Raw genomic sequence first — 17,284 nt, 5'->3', positions numbered from 1 at the left:
TCCACATTCTCTTTCAGTCTAGTCGATATTGATCTCGGCCGAGGTTCGCCGTGGTAACTTCGGATGTGCGAGCGCTATCGTATTTGAGATACAACGATCAACGGAGGAAAGATGTCCAAGCTGGCAGGTAAGACGGCGTTTGTGACGGGAGCAGGTGGCGGCATTGGCCTCGCTATGGCCAAGGCATTCGCGGCTGAGGGCGCCGTGGTCGCGATGGCCGATATCAATGCGCCTCTACTCGAAAACGCAGCGCGAAGCTTGCCCACAGGAAGAGGAGTTCCAGTCGTCTGCGATGTAACCGATCGCCTTGCTGTGAAGGCCGCCGTAGACGGTTTCTGCGAACTGCACGGCGGGCTCGACATCTTGGTGAACAATGCCGTGAAGTTCCATTACGCACCGTTGGTTGATATGCCGGAAGTCGAGGTCGACCGAATGTTGTCGGTCGGCATCAAAGGCGTCCTCTGGTCATTACAGGCCGCAACTCCCCACATGATCAAGCGACGCGGAAGCGTGATCAACCTTTCATCCGTCGCGGTATCCCTTTCTATTCGCAACGGCGCCGTTTATACCGCGATCAAGGGCGCAATTGATGCGCTGACACGTCAACAGGCCGTTGAGTTGGGAGAGTATGGAGTGCGCGTGAACGCCATCGCGCCTGGTCCGGTGGACACACCCGGCGCCAGTTCGGTAATCGATGCCCAAGGTTGGGCCGACCGTCGTGCGCGTACGCCTCTGAAGCACCTCGCAAGCGTCGAAGAAGTCGCGGCCGCAGCCTTGTTTCTGGCCTCGAATGACGCCGCTAGCATTACCGGTGTCACACTCAAGATAGACGCTGGCGTCACAGTGATGGGGCCTTAGCCCATGGAGCAACATCCTCGTTCGGTTTAGTTCTCGTCCATGCAAAGTAATCAATCAGCCAGAGGGTGAGGTCGGTCGGAAGTCGTGGACGCCCGCGGTTTAAGCAGCTACCCGATTCAGATAGTAGCGCAGCGAGAATGCCACGTGCAGTCCATGATAGGGAGACGTTTCAATAAGTTTTTCACACGCAATAAACGATCGCTGGATGAATTACGTCGCGCTTTTTGAGCTGAGTAGTGGCGCGTCGCGAGACGGGCTATCGATCGGGGTTTCGCGGGCAGCACTTGATCTTGAATAAAGCGCGCTTGCTTGTGTCGGTGCGCCGCATGCGTAGCGCAAGGATCTCGGTTGCCGTCCAATCATGGACGATCACATGGCCAAGTCGTCGCGAGGTGCCATGGGCTAATCGTTATATTTCGTTTCACGAGGCCTCAAGCGCCCATAGGGGAGCGGGAACTGCATGTCCCGAGGGAAGACTTAGTGATCTTTAAGTCCCCGCGCCTTCCACCGATACACGAACCTTCTTCGTGAGCCGCCTAACAGCGCCGCAATTCCGCCCTGAAACATGATCCTGGGCTTGATCACTCAAGAAGATTAAAACTCGCACAAAGCTTTGTTCCATTGTTAATGTAGCGCCCCCGCGATCGCAAGGAGCGCTTAGCTTCGCTCAAGCCGTTGCCGCCGCAACCGACTTGCCGACCAAACGTCCTGTTCCGGTGGAAGGACTACCGACACGGTGCCGCGCACAACAGGTGCTGGATTGCATATATACATTCGGCCTGTTTGCGGCACGCGAGTGCCTGGCCCCAATGGATTTCGCCCGGCGACTCCTTCATATATCCACGGCTTCGGGAGCCCTAAGTCTGCGCAGGTTTTGTCGCCGACGGTCCGACCTGTTTGCCATTGAGTCAAATCACTTGTGCAACCGATGAAGGAATAGAATTATTGCAACCGGACGACCAGCGCGTTGGTCATACGGGAGGTGCGTATTCGCGCTCGCGTGCAAGTAATACCCAGATCGTCCTGGCTATCTTGTTGGCGAGTGCCGCGACGGCGACATTTGTGCCCCGTCTTGCCTGGACCTCGAGTATCCATCGCCAGAGTGTGTCGGTATGCTTCACAGCCTGCTGGACGACCGACCTGGCACCGTGTACCAGAAGCATTCTCCGATACCCGTTGCCCCGCTTCGTGATGCCAAACAGGCGCTCCTTGCCGCCTGACGAGTGCTGACGCGGTGTCAGGCCGAGCCATGCCGCAAACTGTCTGCCATTTGAGAACTCCGTGGCGCTGCCTGCTGCAGCGATGGCGGCGGTTGCGATCATCGGTCCGACGCCACGGATTGGGCGGCGACACCCATTGGCGAGCCCGGTGTCAAGTGAGCGAACAATACCCTCGACTGCCTGCGCAGCCGAATTCGATTCCACTGACGGAATGCAGTAGCCGATCGCACCCGTTTCTTCGATTCATGGCTGCGACGGATCGCGCCAGACACCCAGGCGATTTCCTGATCGAGCGCCTGCCATTGGGCCCACGCGCGCATGAGCGCCTCGCGCGCGGGTCCGGCGAGTTCGTTGCTGCCGTCTTCGACGCAGTCGACGAAGTATTTGTGCAACTGGTTGATGCGCTGCGGGAAGAACACGCCGAACTCGGCGAGCAGTCCCCGCAACCGGTTGATGAGCGCGGTGCGCTCCTCGACATAGCCGGTACGCATCCGGTGAAGCACGAGCACGCTTTGCTGGGCGGGTGACTTGACGGGCACGAAACGCATCTGCGGCCGGCTCGCGGCTTCGCAGATGGCTTCGGCGTCGCGCGCGTCATTCTTCACGCGCGCTCCGCCCTTGCGGTAGGGCACCACAAACTGGGGTGGAATCAGGCGGACCTCGTGTCCGAGCGCGCGGAGTTTGCGGGCCCAGTAGTGGGCGGCGCTGCAGGCTTCCATTGCGATCAGGCACGGCTTGAGATTGACAAACCAGCACAGGAGCCGGTTCCGCGCAATCGCCCTGCGGGCGACGACGCGCTCGGCGGCATCGACCGCGTGGATCTGGATGACATTCTTGGCGAGATCAACGCCGACCCGGGTGATCGTGTCCATGACTTCCTCCTTGGCGGAAGGTTGTTCAGCGGCCCTATGATCGCACCTGAGGCTGGTGCTCCGCTGGCCGGGCAAGTCCTTTACCAATTCAGGATCAAGCGATCGACGTTACAACCGTTGCTCATCGCCTTGGTGATTTCCCACCCCAGAAGAACTACAAGGGCTTCCCCCTTTGAGCACAAGCTCAATCGAAGTTCGATGTGGATACTTGCTGCAATGCCGCTTCGGCGTGCGTGAGAAGGTGAAGGACTGCTGTACTACAACCGGTCATGTCCAACCCGCTTCACATCACCGCCGGCAGTGCAAAGTGATCGTCAATCCCCTCGTGGTTGCTGTGGTGCCTCGGGCTGTTTGCCTATCGGGCGTAGTGTTCGCTCATGCGGTCGCCGGTACGTATTTGAAGCGTCGCCGTACTTGAGAGTCGCCCACGCCATGCACGCATTCTTCGCGGCGATGGCGACAGCTGTCCGCCAGTAGCCGCGACGCTCGACGAGACTTCTCACCCAGCGGCTGAAACGGTCCTGCTTGTCGCCCAGGCTCGCCATCACCGAGCGAGCTCCGAGTATCAGCAGATTGCGTAGGTCCGCATCTCCCGCCTTCGTGATGGCGCCCAGCCGTTCCTTACCTCCGCTGCTGTACCGGCTTGGCGTGAGGCCTATCCATATGGCCACCCGGCGGCCGTTTGTGAAGTCGTGTCCGGCGCCGAGACTCGCAAGCAAAGCGCTCGCGGTGGTCGGGCCAATGCCGCGGAGATGCCTAAGCCGTCGACTGCGCTCATCGTCTCGGGCGCTTCTTTTGCACTTAATTTTGGAGTGACACTGGAAACTTAGGCAGCGGCGAGTCTCTTCAGCGTGGGCTCGCGTCCTTCGAAATAAGCTCGTATCCCTCGATGCGCGAGGCCGGTGAGGAATCGGCACCAGCAGCCATGGGAGATTGTGGTGTGATTAGCGTGGCCTGCCCGGACATGGGCAGACGGTGGTTAATACAGGCTAGCGCCAATGCTCCCATGATGCCGGCCACTCCGATCGCGAGGAAGTTCAGCTCCAAGGGTAGCTTCAGCGAGACGATCAGACCGATCAACACAGGAGCCGCGATGGCGCCCAAACGCCCGATTCCTAGTGCCATGCCAACTCCCGTTGAGCGGATAGGCGCAGGGTAGAACTGCCCGCAGTAGGTAAAAGCTATTAGTTGCGCACCGGTGGTGCATGCGCCCACGATAGCAACGATTGCGTATCGCATTTCGATCGGAGTCTTGAAGGTCATCGCGTACAGGAAGACACCACCAAGCGCATACATACACACCAAAACCCATTTGATGTGAAAACGATCAGCAAGCCACCCTCCTCCTATAGCGCCAATTATCGCGCCGACATTCAGTGCCACCAAGAAATTCAGCGCCGAACCAAGGCTGTAGCCTGACATCGCCATCAGCTTAGTCAGCCAGGTGCTAAGTGCGTAAACCATGAACAATCCGGCGAAGCACGCGATCCAAAACATGATTGTGCTTACACCGCGGCCGCCCTCGAAGAGTTTTACCACAGGGACCCTTGCGGCTCGGTCTTGATGCGGCCGTAGGAAAGTGTCATCGGATTTTAATATGCCCTGCGGATGGATACGGCCGACGATCCCTCGCAAATGAGTATCGTCCTTGCGTGAAATCAGGAATGGCAAGGACTCTGGCATTGACTTCAACATGAATGGGATCAGAATCACTGGAGTGCCCGCGGCAAAGAATACGATCTGCCAACCGAACTCTGCAATGAACTGTTTGCCGAGCATGGCGGCCAGAATACCGCCAATTGAGTATCCGGAGAACATCATTGTCGTCAAGAGGCTACGAATCCGTCGTGGTGAATATTCGGTCATCTGTGCAACGATGTTTGGAATAACACCTCCGATTCCAAGGCCGGCAATGAACCGCGCCCCACTAAATGTGACGGGATCGTGAGTTAGCCCAGCTGCGGCTGTGAAGACGCTGTACAGAAAAACACAAATAGAAATCGTCCGACGGCGGCCGATTTTGTCCGAAAGGGAGCCAAGGAGCATTGCGCCAAACATCATCCCAAAAAATACCGAACTCACCATGAAGCCCGCCGTCGATGGCTCGACGCTCATGTCTTTCATGATAGATGGCAGTGCGGCGCCAGTCACAACGATGTCATAGCCATCGATACACATTAACAGCAGGCACCAGGTTAGGACCTTGGCGTGAAAGCTATTGAACTTTGCTTTGTCGACCACCTCATGCACGTTTATGCATCCCATCGCTTGTCTCCTTCGTTATAGTAGGGTACATGGCTTTTGAAATTGTTGACGACGTAAATCCTTTTAATTTCTGTGCAAACTTCTATAGACGGCGAATCAGTTACGTAATGATATATGGCCTGGTTTAGGCTGCGTTCGTCCCCACGTTCGCTTCGAACATTGCCCAAACGTCCAGGAAGTGTCCTCCATCTCTAACGCAATAAGCCCCGGTCTTGCCGGGGATCACTTAATTTGATCACGACATCCTTGCTACAAGAAAAACGATCGGCAGTCGCGCTCTACGGGTATTGCTTCAGATAGAACGGCCGCCGTCGATGGGCAGATTAACCCCCGTCAGGAACGACGCTTCGTCGGAAGCAAGAAACACCACGGCCGACGACACATCTTGCGCACGGGCAAGTCGGCCCAGCGGTATGCTGGCCAGCAACGGTTGAAAATCTTCGCCCCCAGCGAGCGTCTTCAACATATCCGTCTCAGTCCCCACCGGACATACCGCGTTGACGCGAATCCGGCGCGGCGCGAGTTCGATCGCGAGCGCCTTTGTCATGATGTTAACCGCACCCTTACTACTGCTGTACCAGGTCAATTGTGGTCGAGGCCGCAAGCCGATCGCCGAGCCCACGTTGACGATCGATGGGTGAGACGACTTCTCGAGGATCGGTACGCCATATTTTGCAAATAAGAAAATACTCTTGACGTTGACGGCCATCAATCGATCGAACTCGACCTCGTCCGTATCAAGAAGATCGCCCTTCGGCTGCGCGATACCTGCGTTGTTGACAATCACATCGATTCCGCCAAACGATGTTTCGGCCAGACGCAGCACGGCACGCACATCATCCGCGCGGCTGACATCGCCTTGGAAAAAATGAAAATTTGACAAGTCGGGCCACGGGCTATCGGCAGGCAAGTCATTGCGGTCCATCGCCACAACTTTGGCGCCTTCGTCGAGCAGCCGTGTGGTGATCGCAGCGCCAATGCCACGTGCGGCACCGGTCACGAGAAAAACTCTATCTACAAATAACATAATGTATTTCCTAAAAAGAGAAGGATCGCATCGACGAGACGCTGCGTATGCAGCGCCTCACGCTTTAACGCGAGTTCACAAACTTCGTCTTCTGGTACGGCGCGAGGATCTCGATACTGCCTTCGGTGCCATAACCGCTTTCCTTCCATCCTCCGAATGGCACCTCCGGCGGATGACTCGGCACATCATTCAAACCAATTATTCCGACTATCGGACCGGCGAGCGCTGCGCCCAGTGGCTGACCGGCGTTCGCGAGTCCCACGGCCGTCGCAAGCTCCCGCCGGGAAAACCAATTGCTCATTACCTTGTTGGCCGTCGAGCAGGACGACCCCTTGCCCGTCCCGAAGAATCATCGAATGGTAAACAGCATCGGCAGGCTGCAGAAAACCGACCAGCCGAGCGTGGCAACCGTCATGATGCCTTTTCTCCAAAGCGATCAGACGACCACCGTACTACGCGTACCCGCAATTGGTGTCGCGACCTTCCTTCCTGGGTCTGGTATTCAAGCTAATCGAAGAAGCCGAGAAAATCTAACGCCACATGAACGACCTCGAAAAGATCCAGCTATTGCTGGAAGGCATTACCGCGAGAACGACGTCACGATTGTCGCAGCGAGAAAAGCATCGACAAAGGTCTTACCTCAAAGGCAATTTCAGCAGCCACTCTGCTATGGCGACCCCGATCTCGTGAGGCGAATCTTCCTGCAGGAAGTGGCTGCCCGGAACGGTTACTTCCTCCTGGTTTTTCCAGGTGCGACACAGCTCCCGCATTTCGCCGACCAGGGCACCACCCGGTTCGCCGTTAATGAAAAGCTTCGGAACATCCGTCTCGGCCATCCATCGCGAGTAGTCGGTAACAATCTGGGCCACCTGCTCGGGTTTCCCGTCAACCGGGATCTCACGTGGAAATGTCAGCGTCGGCAGCCGATCTTCCCCGGCGCGAAGATAGGGCCGCCTGTAGATATCCATTTCGACTTCCGTAAGTTTGCGGATAATGCGGGCGGGAAGTAGCTTTTCGATAAAGACGTTGTCCTGCAATGCCATTTCTTCACCGTCCGAAGACCGCAATCTTTCGAACGTGCTGCGGACGATCGGATCCATTTCGTCCCATGTCCTGGTGCGCACCAAGGTCTCCATGTAAGCGATGCCGCGTATTTCTCCGGCATGTCTCCGTGCCCAGTCCATGGCAAGCGCGGCACCCCAATCTTGCGCCACCATGACCACGTCATGGGTAACGTCGATGCTTTCCAGAAACGTGTCAAGAAAACGCCGGTGCTCCACAAAACTGTATCGATCAGGGCCGCCCTCGTCGAGTTTTTCGGAGTCTCCCATGCCGATAAGGTCCAGCGCGACGCAGCGTGCGTACGGTGCCACGTGGGGTATCACGTTTCTCCATATATAAGAGGACGTTGGGTTTCCATGGAGAAAAACGACTGGCCGTCCGTCGCCTACGTCGACGTACGCCATCTTTTTTCCATGAACTTCGCAAAAACGTTTGGGTTGCTCGTCAGTCGAGAACATTTGGGAGCTCCATGATGAGGTTTTTCAAACGGGCGCAAAGACATGCTTTGCGTCGACACTTCCAGGAACCACCGAGTTGGGCCGTCGCCCGCCGCCAGACGCGCAACGGCACGCGCGAAACTCGCATGGACGCCGCTGCTGGCCGTCTGTACTCTCGGCACCGACACTATTACTCCTGCAATACACGACAGCCTCCGTTCATATCATCTCGTACAGGGCTTGCCACACTACGCCACTACACCGGGGCGAATTGGCATCGGCTTTGGCGTCGTATTCGCGCTTCTGATTCATGCAGCACTTCGATGTCTGAACGGTCATGGGCAGCGCGAAATTCAGATTTTTTCTCATTCGTGCTACAACTTTTTCCGTGCTTTCAGAGGTCAAGCACGAGCAAGTCTGATTTTGCGCGTGAACAGCAAGGAGTGAACTGATCGTTACGCGCCTTCTCATCGTCGGTGAAGTACACGTCGCGGTGATCGATTTCGCCATCGAGCACGCGTGTGGCACATGTCCCGCACACCCCCGACTCACACGACATAGGAATTTCAATCCCGCTGGCCAGCAGTGCTGCGGTCACCGATTGGTCCGTTCTCACCGGAATCACCTTGCCGGTGCTGGCAATCTTGACCTGAAAACTCACGTCGGAGGACGCATCAACCTCCTTGCCAGCGAAGTATTCAAAATGGACGTTGGAACTCGCCCAACCGTTGGCCTTGGCGGTGGAGATCACGAGGTCGAGAAATCCGCCCGGTCCGCAGACATACAGGTGAGTTTGGGAGTCCGGCGTTGCGAGCAGCGCCGGAATAGCAACCTTCTGCTGAGGGTCCCCGTCGTCGTAGTGGAAGTGCACCTTGTCCGCGAACCGGCTGTCCAGGATACGTTCATGAAACGCTGTCCGTGCCTTCGAACGCGTGCAGTAATGCATCTCAAAGTCAGCCCCTGCCTCAGCGAGCTGCTCCGCCATGCAGAGGATCGGTGTGACGCCGATTCCGCCGGCGATTAAGAGGCTGCGCTCAGCGCCGTGCACTAACGGAAAGTGATTGCGGGGTTCGCTGATCCGGACCACACTCCCTTCGGATACGTGATCGTGCAACCGGGCCGACCCTCCCCGAGTGTTGGGATCCCGCAGAACGCCAATGAGATACCGGTGTCCCTCCCTAGCGTCGTTGCATAAAGAGTACTGTCGCACGATACCTGGGGTGACTTCGACATCAATGTGCGACCCCGCACTGAAATGTGGCAACGGGCCACCCGAGGGATCGACAAGTTCGAACGTGCAAATATCCTGCGCTTCGAAGATCTTGCGCGCTACGCGTACTTCCATCATCGTCCTCGTTGCCATCGCCTCATCGGAATTGGAAAGGGTACGGGCTAGCATGGTTGTGCACTCCCGATGAAATCGTGGTTCATCGCTCAATGCACCGTGACGGGGAGAGAGGACAATCCGCGAAGGACGTTGTTGACACTGTACCTGGGTTCGCCAACAAGTTCGAAGCGCTGGATTTTCGGAATCAGTGCCTTCAGCAAACAGCCGATTTCGAGTTGCGCCAGGTGCATGCCTGCACATTGATGGACACCGTGGCCGAAGCCCAAATGATCGCCCACGTTCCGGCGTACGTCGAACCGCTCTGGATCCTGAAATTTGCGCTCGTCGTGGTTGGCCGACGAGAACATCACCAGCGCCCGTGAGTTGGCTTTCAGGGTGATACCGTCGACTTCGACGTCGCGAACGACCAGCCGAGAGAATTGCCTGAGCGGCGAGTCGATGCGGACTGCTTCATTGATCGCATTGCGGATCAACGAAGGGTCGTTACGCACCAGTTCATATTGCTCGGGAGACCGTGCAAAATGGAGTATCAGCGTTGACGTGACATTGATGGTCGAGTCGAGCGACGGAATAATGTAGTCCATCAGCAGGTGGCCAGCTTTTTCTGGCGAGATTTCACCGCTATCGACCGCTTGAAAGATGTCATCGCCCCAACTGCCTGGTCGCACAGCCCGAGTGGCGACACAGTGATCGATATACGCCGCCATTTCGCTAATTCTGTCCTGTGCGGCATGCGCGCGGTCGTTCATCGGACCGATCGAATCGAACGCGGCAGCAGCCCATTCGAGCATGTGATCACACCCCTCATCGGACAGGCCAACGAATTCTGTGACCAACGACATCGGCAGGTGATGAGCCAGATCTGTGACGCCATCAAAGCTGCGACGCGCGACCAACTGCTCCGACAGGGCGTCTGCGGTCGTCTGAACCCGCTCGGTGATGGCGGAAAGCGCGCCTGGCAGCATTGGTTTACCCATGATCTTGCGCAGCTTGGTGTGCAGTTCGCCGTCGCTAGTCACTGCGTTACCGCGCATGATTGTGTTGAATCTGTCATTCAACGCAATGCCTTGTCCCGAGATGAAGACGTCCGCATTCCGTAGACATTCCTTCACTTCCTTGTAGCGTGGGATTGCCCACGCTTCGTGCCGCGGAAGCCATACTGCAGCACCGATGTCCCGCAACTTCTTGAAGTGAGGAAAAGGGTTCAGGTGGACTTCGTCGCTATAGAGATCGACATCGTAAGTTGGACTGGCGTTGTTCACGGTTTTGTCTCCTTGTGAATTGTTCGGGCCCTTGGGCGCTTTTTAAAAAAAGTCCTGGGTTTCTGGGACGCCTGACAACGGAAATTTTTACGCCAAGCGTTTATAAAAAATCACGAATTGCAGGCGCCTTGCCACCGGCCGGCCCATATCGGGAATGCCGCACTCCGTCGTCGATTGAAAGCATTTCTTGCTGCACGGCAGGCGCGTGATCGATGCAATTCGTATTGGGCTCCACAGCTCGTCTTTCAATTCGAACACAATATTCCGTTGACCGGAATTCTATTGCGTACAATGGAATTAATGTAGCTAGTCCAACGGGCATTGTCAAGGGCTCTCATACTCGGCACCAGTGATATGCACACCAATCTTTCGGATGTAGTGCGAGGGGCAAAGCTTCGATTGTCAGGAACGTTTGACACCGCCAGCATTACCGGCGTCAACTCAACATAGACGCCGGCGTCACGGTGGTAGGGCCCTAGGCCTAAAAGAAGCACGGTTTGCCAACGAGTTGAAAATTTCACTCATGCCCGCTCCGGCCTCGACCGTGCCAAAAGATGGACCACCCGCAGCGCCGGGGATAACCGCTGCTGATCCGGCTCCGTCGACTGGGCACACTCCTCCGACGACCGCGCCTCGAAATCACCGGCCCGGCTGCAATCCAGTTCGCTCGGGATTTGCCTTTGCGGTATTCGCCTGTTTTAACGGGAGATTGGTCTGCTCCAAGCCGATGAAGCGGCAAGCTTCCAGATCAAATGGGATCACCCGCAAACAAAGCCCGTCATCGAACTCAAGCACGGACATTGCGCTAGTGAATGTATTCCGTGACCGCGAATTGCTGTATGAAAACCGATCGGCAGTCGACAACAAGGAGAACGGCTCAGGGACGACTTCTTTGAGGAGTGAGTTGTCAAGTGCCGGTCAACTTTGTGGGGATGTTCGGGTCATGAGTGATTCCTTCGAGTCTGGGGCCGCGCGGTCCAGACTCATCATGTTGAATTGGAGCCGGGTGATGCGCGCGTGAGACACCAGCGTCTCAACAACTTCTATCCGCCGGTGTTGTGCCGCCTCATCCTTTATGCGCGGTGCACCAGACAATGCAATCCGGGAGAACTGCCCCATCTAGTTATCGGTTACGTCGAGCAACCCGTCGGCCCTCCGGGCACATCACACTCCAACCTCCAGAATGGCGAACTGTGTACCCGATTTCATGCCGGCTTGAACTGGGCTCCGTCGGAAATGATGCCGTCCCCCACGTCGCGCCACAATGCAATCACCAGCCTCCTGGCACGCGCAACGATCGCGATGCGGCGTGCGCGGCGATCGAGTCCGGTGCCTTGCGTACGCTCGTTGAACCAGCTCGCCAGTGCACTGCCGAGCTGGTATGGCAGCCAGCGCCAGACCATCTGGACGAGCTGGGTGCGTACCCGTCTGGCTCCCGGCTCTGGCCGCTGTCGTACGGCTGCGGCACCAGTCCCACGCATGCACCGAGCTGGCGACAGATGTTGAACTGGCGCCACAACAGTTCGTGCTTGAGGCGGGATGCGCCGATATGACCGACGCCCCTGAGGCGCCTAAGGTAAATGATTCGCTCACGCACCGGCGAGCGCAGACGCTCCTGAAGCGTGCGCTCAAGCGCGGCGAGCTGCTGTTCAGCGAGCTCGAGGCGCTCGGTGTCGCGATAAGCCTTTTGCGCAACTCGTCTGGCAATGGCGAACCGTCTTGACAGGTCAGTTGGCCGGCTGCGAGTCACCTGGCGAACGACCTGTGGCCGAGTTTGTCTCAGCAACCCAACGTGACAAGCAGCTTGCGCATGCGCTCGCGGTGTTGCGGCACTTCCTTGTGCAACTGTCCGCGATTGCGGATCAGATGGCGCAACGCTTCGTCGTGCGTGGGGGTCGCAAGCACCACCCGCATGCGGTCGCGCTCATCATGCAGCCAGGCGCGTAGGTTGGTGACCAGCCTGATAGCATCCAGCCTGTCTGTCTTCGCACGCCGCTTGTGGCGCTCCACCGGAATGCTCGCGGCATCGACCATATAACAGTCGATGCCGCGTGGGACAGCGCCCGGAGGATCCAGAATCCGTCCTGCCCGGCTTCATAGCTGACGACCACGCGCACGTGCGAGTGTAGCGCTTGCCTCGAGGCTGCTTCGCCAGTCGCCGCACTTGACGCTGACGCGTTTGCCCAGCGGGCCTGCGCACGCTGTACATCCGCGACGCCGCGCCCGGCGGCCAGATCCTCGAGTTGAGCCTCGAGTGTCTCGATCGGCCGCTGCAACTACTCGGGCTTGCGACCGAACTGCATGCGCCTGAGCTTGTCGATCTGGGCCCTGAGCTGTTCGATCTCGACATCTCGTTCGGCAAGCAGGCTACCCGGCTTCTTCCCTTCAGACTGTGACAAAGTGGTGCCCATCAGATCGGAAATGATGAGCATCACTATGGCGCCTCTCTCAGTCACCGTCTATAACGGCCGGCGCGAGCCGCTAACGCTTGATCTCACACAGGCGTCGAACTGCCGAATCGTTCCAAGGATCGCGATCAGGCCCGGAGACACAGTCCGTTGTCTAGGCAACAACACCGGGTTGCCGGACGATCGCTGCAAATGAGTCCACACCCGACAAACCGTGCATTTCGCGCTTTCAATAGTGTTTAGTAACGGCTTATCACGGTCGGAAACTGCGGCAAGACATGCTCGCCTAACTCTTGCAGGACGTCGATTGCAGGGCGCCTCGACACCCTTAGATTTAAGGCCACGTGAGACACACCTTGATCGCGTTGTCGTTTCCAGAAGTCAATTAGCGATTTTCGGCCTCCTCGCATCATTACGCCGCGGACGAACATAGGTTCATCCGGGTCAGCGCTCAGATCGAAGTACGTTCCGTAGCCGAATGGTTTGAAGCAATGCTGCTTATTTGAATTGCGCCACATCTCGATGATCTTTGGGACGTGCGAATGGTCGAAGCCGTGCCAGATCCAGCCATCCATTTCCTTGGCGAGCCAGTCGACTTGTTGCCCCGCCCTCCCGATCGCGACGGTCGGTAGCCTTCGCACGAAAGGCTTCGGCACAAGATCTACCTGTCCCACCAGGCTCCCAAATTGTTCGGTGTTGTATCTCGGAAAATCCGTTTCAGTTACCGCGCGGATTATTTCTCGCGCCTCTCTGTAACGGGTGCCTCTCTCATGATAATTGACACCGAATATCGGATACTCGATAGGTCGGTCGCCTGAGGACAAGCCTAAAATAAACCGGCCGCCCGTCAATTGGTCCAGACTGGTGGCCTGCTTCGCAATCGTCAGAGGATCGCGCAGCGGCATAACAATGCCTGCAGTGCCGATTACAATCTCGCTTGTTAGTGCTGCAAGGTACCCTGCGTACGCGATCGGGTCAAAGATCTGCCCGACATCGTTGAATCCCGGGTCAAAGAGCGGAACGTCACGCAGCCAGATCGCCGCGAAGCCCAACTTTTCCGCTGCCTTCGCAATCGCAACGTGATTTTCCATTTTCGGGCTCGGAGAGTGTCCGTATCCCTCTATTGGAGTAATGAGGCCAAAAGTCAGAGCGTCAGGCTGAAACACCCTCGAGTAGCCCGGGTGTTCGGATAGATCTGTTGGGAGCAGATTGTTGCTTTCAGACGGCGAACCCATAAATTTGCCCCATACGTTTAAATTTCACTCACAGCGCCTAGTCAGCAGCTCATGACAAGATTGATGATGTACGCGACTGTACTCAATCCGCGACAAAATCTACGCTAGTGGGCAACAAGGATAAGAGGATGTACGCTCGTACTCACGCGGCAATTGACGAATTGCGGCCCAATGAACCAGGAACGCAGATCCGCCGTGGTCGCGTGAAATTGTCCGCCAATGGCACGACGCAAAATCCAATGGCTAACGGGCCGGATCGGCCTAGCCAGCTTGACTACGACATTTTGTGGACAACCGCCAGTTCACCGCAGATGGTCGTAAAGCCTGTGACCTGCTCCACGATTGGCATCAAGTGCGCCAACGCGGTAATACTCACGCTGGGACCGGAACCTGATGTTTAGCAGTCTCGCCTCTGCACCCCTCACTTTGCCCGCGTAACGTCGCTTTAAGTGCCTGCCTGATGGACGACGACCGAGTAGCACCGTCGATACGGAAAATGAGTCGATACGTGCGAGGTTCACCCGTATTGCGCGTAGACCTCCAGATTATCAAGGTCAGCCGACTCGTCTTGAATGCCGCCTTGACAGTCGCTTTTGAAAAAAATCAACTACGTCTTCAAGTGCCGCGGGATACCCAGAAAGATCTTTGCGTGTTGTATCTCGATATCGCACAACCTCGGTATGAACACCTGCCGCAATCAGTTCACTTGCGTATCGCTCCGCTTCGACGTGCAATTTGTCCCCGTGCACACTTGCAATCAACGCGGGCGGCAGCCCGACCAATCGGCGAGACTCGAGCGGCGCTGCATACGGGTGTAGCCGTTGCATCGCGGTCGGGAGGTATGCGCGGTAGCAACTCGCGCACGTTCCCAAGTCGAAATGAGCGTCCCCTTCGAGGTCGTCGGCAAGACGCGTCATACTCGGGTCGAGTAGTGGCGCAAGCAGAGCTTGCGCGCTGATATGCGCCGTGTGTCGATCTCGCGCCATTGCCGCTACGGATGTCGCCAGGTTGCCGCCTGCATCGTGGCCAGCAATGCCAATTCGCCGAGGATCGGCACGCTGATCGCGCGCGCACGTCCAAGCCCACAGAAGAGCACGCCATCCATCTTCAGGCGCATGAGGAAACGGGTATTCGGGTGCCAATGAATATCCGACTGAAACGACCCACGCCGGGGTGCCACGCGCAATGGCCTTCGCTGCGACATCCCCATCATCCAACGTGCCACCCGTGAACGAGCCGCCATGAAAATAGATGATCAGGGGAAGAGCGGAGCCGCTGTGCGATGGCCGATAGCTACGCAGGATAATAGGTTGGGCGTGGCCGGTGATTGCCACATCCTCGACACAGAGACCCAACTCAGTAAGCTTTGCCATGTTGTGCGCCGACGCCCTCGCGCAGTCCCCTAATTGGTATCGGCTCATTTTGGCCTCGGCAGGCGCACAGATAAATCCAATTCCGCACGAAACACAATTCATTCCCGGCCAACAATATTTTTTTGCACAGCGCCGTAGCAAACGACCCCCGCGGAGATATACGCCCGGGACGGATGCGTTGAACGGAGGGTACTCGCCGTGAAATATCTTGAGAGCGGGTGCGGTCGACTGGTCATTCGGTCAGCGTCGTCCATCTTCCAGCTACGCGCCCATCCACGTGCTGCGACGAAACCATAGCCGTCGTTGATCGAATCTAAGATTGAAAGACGCACTGCCGCGCGCACACCTTAGCGTAAGGGGCCACCGCAATTCGGCTATTCAATGTCCATTCTCGACTTTTGTGAGAGTTCGCGCACAAAGGTGCGGCCGAGCATGCGACTTCACGCCCGGATACCGCTCCAGTGGCACCGCAAGCGAGTAGCATATGAGCAACTTGACGATCTCCTAGCCTCCCGTATCCTTGTCTCAGGTGACGGGAGCTGCTGCGTTGGTCGCTGCGTCCAGCCGATTCGAATCATCTACGCCGGCGAGCATTGTCGGGCTGCGACGCACTTTCAAATCCCCCTGCCCGGACAACAGCTCACATTCACTGAAGAGATCAGCGACCCAGTCGACAAACACCCGCACCGTTGGCGAGAGATGGCGATTGTGCGGATAGATCACGGAAATCGGCATAGGTAGCGGTTTCCACTGCGAGAGGATTTCTACTAACCTTCCCGACTTCAGATGCGGCAGCGCCATGAATCGGGCAGCCTGGATGATACCGATTCCCTCAAGGCCGCCTTCGACATATGCGTCCGCGTCGTTGACAGCGATCTGCCCTTTCACCTTCACCTTGACCGGACGACCGTCCACCTCGAAGGTCCAATCCATAATGCGGCCGGTCCGCCCCCAGAAATAGTTAACGGCCACATGACGTTCCAGATCTTCGACTGACTCTGGAACGCCACATCGCTTCAGATAGTCAGGGCTCGCAACGGTTACACCTTGGTATACGCCAATGCGGCGAGCTACAAGCCGGGAGTCCTGGAGAGTACCGATACGAATAACGCAGTCAACACCCTCCTCAATCAGGTCAACAGGCCTGTCCCCAAACCCCAGCATCAAATCGATGCCCGGGTAGCGGGTATGGAACTCGTGAACTCTGGGCATAACGGTCATTCTGCCCAAGGCTCCCGGCATATCTATCCGCAACTTGCCTCTAGGCGCCTTTCCGGCATTCTCGAGCGAACTTTCCGTTTCTTCAATGTCCGCAAGAATTCTTACACAGCGTTCATAGTAGGCCGCTCCATCGGGTGTCAAGTTCAGACGGCGCGTCGTGCGCTGCAACAACCGCACCCTTAGATGTGCCTCAAGCTGCTGGATAATTACCGTGACAGAAGCGCGCGGCAAGTCCAATACACCGGCTGCCCGACTGAAGCTGCTTGTCTCGACCACTTTCGTGAAGACGTTCATGGCCTGCAGTCGATCCATATCCATCTACCTCTCAAGTGAGTCGCCAGAACCACAAATTTCCTTGGCTTTCGGCACAATAGCGCAGCAGGAGGGCGCAGTACGCACTAACAAATTTTGACGAACAAACGCGTGCTGCGTTGGTGCACTGCCGTCAGTGACCTTGTTACGCCAGTGACTGCACACGTGGGGCAATGTGTGCACGACCAGGCCTCGCGTGCGAGGTTGCACGATATCCGCCGTCCGCTACATTGAAACACGATCAACCGACAAAATACTATGTCTGTACATATTGCACCATGAATCTTTCTCAAGGTCAATAATCGATGCACATCGTCCGTGGATCATCAACACAGGCAAACTCACCCACCGTCTGATCTCTGAAATTGACGGCGGTCTCCCACT

General features: G+C 56.9%; 11 protein-coding genes and 4 pseudogenes. 2 read left to right on the top strand and 13 right to left on the bottom strand.

Going from position 1 to position 17,284, the window contains the following annotated elements; genetic code table 11:
- The first annotated feature begins 111 nt into the window (after positions 1 to 111).
- Complete coding sequence (locus tag P3T21_RS22295; protein WP_429258110.1) at positions 112 to 858, top strand: SDR family NAD(P)-dependent oxidoreductase; 747 nt, start codon at positions 112 to 114, stop codon at positions 856 to 858.
- Positions 859 to 1,829: 971 nt separating this feature from the next.
- On the opposite strand, the pseudogene P3T21_RS22290 reads toward P3T21_RS22295, so the two are convergent.
- The 11 genes and pseudogenes from P3T21_RS22290 to P3T21_RS22240 all read right to left on the bottom strand — a co-directional run bounded on the left by P3T21_RS22290 (position 1,830) and on the right by P3T21_RS22240 (position 13,994).
- Positions 1,830 to 2,950, bottom strand: a pseudogene (locus P3T21_RS22290) (IS110 family transposase).
- A gap of 314 nt (positions 2,951 to 3,264) precedes the next feature.
- Positions 3,265 to 3,738 (bottom strand): annotated as a pseudogene (locus P3T21_RS22285) (transposase); the annotation flags it as partial.
- Between the two features lie 58 nt (positions 3,739 to 3,796).
- Positions 3,797 to 5,215, bottom strand: a complete 1,419-nt coding sequence (locus tag P3T21_RS22280) for an MFS transporter (RefSeq protein ID WP_429258109.1) — start codon at positions 5,213 to 5,215, stop codon at positions 3,797 to 3,799.
- Between the two features lie 292 nt (positions 5,216 to 5,507).
- Positions 5,508 to 6,242, bottom strand: a complete 735-nt coding sequence (locus P3T21_RS22275) for an SDR family oxidoreductase (RefSeq protein ID WP_429258108.1) — start codon at positions 6,240 to 6,242, stop codon at positions 5,508 to 5,510.
- Positions 6,243 to 6,306: 64 nt separating this feature from the next.
- On the bottom strand, positions 6,307 to 6,543 hold the full coding sequence (locus tag P3T21_RS22270; RefSeq protein ID WP_429258107.1) for an aldehyde dehydrogenase family protein: 237 nt from the start codon (positions 6,541 to 6,543) through the stop codon (positions 6,307 to 6,309).
- A 334-nt stretch (positions 6,544 to 6,877) separates the two neighbouring features.
- Positions 6,878 to 7,762, bottom strand: a complete 885-nt coding sequence (locus P3T21_RS22265; protein WP_429258106.1) for a haloalkane dehalogenase — start codon at positions 7,760 to 7,762, stop codon at positions 6,878 to 6,880.
- 373 nt (positions 7,763 to 8,135) lie between these two features.
- On the bottom strand, positions 8,136 to 9,140 hold the full coding sequence (locus P3T21_RS22260; protein WP_429258105.1) for a PDR/VanB family oxidoreductase: 1,005 nt from the start codon (positions 9,138 to 9,140) through the stop codon (positions 8,136 to 8,138).
- Positions 9,141 to 9,175: 35 nt separating this feature from the next.
- On the bottom strand, positions 9,176 to 10,351 hold the full coding sequence (locus P3T21_RS22255) for a cytochrome P450 (protein WP_429258104.1): 1,176 nt from the start codon (positions 10,349 to 10,351) through the stop codon (positions 9,176 to 9,178).
- Between the two features lie 1,205 nt (positions 10,352 to 11,556).
- A pseudogene (locus P3T21_RS22250) lies at positions 11,557 to 12,483 on the bottom strand (IS110 family transposase); the annotation flags it as partial.
- Positions 12,466 to 12,720 (bottom strand): annotated as a pseudogene (locus P3T21_RS22245) (IS66 family transposase); the annotation flags it as partial. The pseudogenes P3T21_RS22250 and P3T21_RS22245, both read right to left, overlap by 18 nt.
- A gap of 278 nt (positions 12,721 to 12,998) precedes the next feature.
- Positions 12,999 to 13,994, bottom strand: a complete 996-nt coding sequence (locus P3T21_RS22240; protein WP_429258103.1) for an LLM class oxidoreductase — start codon at positions 13,992 to 13,994, stop codon at positions 12,999 to 13,001.
- A gap of 128 nt (positions 13,995 to 14,122) precedes the next feature.
- On the opposite strand from P3T21_RS22240, the gene P3T21_RS22235 reads away from it, so the two are divergent.
- Entirely contained in the window at positions 14,123 to 14,395 is a 273-nt protein-coding gene (locus P3T21_RS22235; RefSeq protein WP_429258102.1) for a hypothetical protein, read from the top strand.
- 153 nt (positions 14,396 to 14,548) lie between these two features.
- Here the strand turns inward: P3T21_RS22235 and P3T21_RS22230 are convergent, their stop codons facing one another.
- Together P3T21_RS22230 and P3T21_RS22225 are read right to left on the bottom strand one after the other, a co-directional pair.
- Positions 14,549 to 15,367, bottom strand: coding sequence for an alpha/beta hydrolase (locus P3T21_RS22230; RefSeq protein ID WP_429258101.1), 819 nt, complete (start codon positions 15,365 to 15,367; stop codon positions 14,549 to 14,551).
- Between the two features lie 525 nt (positions 15,368 to 15,892).
- Positions 15,893 to 16,900, bottom strand: coding sequence for a LysR family transcriptional regulator (locus P3T21_RS22225; RefSeq protein WP_429258177.1), 1,008 nt, complete (start codon positions 16,898 to 16,900; stop codon positions 15,893 to 15,895).
- Positions 16,901 to 17,284 lie beyond the last annotated feature (384 nt).

The sequence above is a fragment of the Paraburkholderia sp. GAS334 genome (assembly GCF_050436625.1).
Taxonomy (GTDB): domain Bacteria; phylum Pseudomonadota; class Gammaproteobacteria; order Burkholderiales; family Burkholderiaceae; genus Paraburkholderia.
This window is presented reverse-complemented; position numbering and strand designations above follow the sequence as displayed.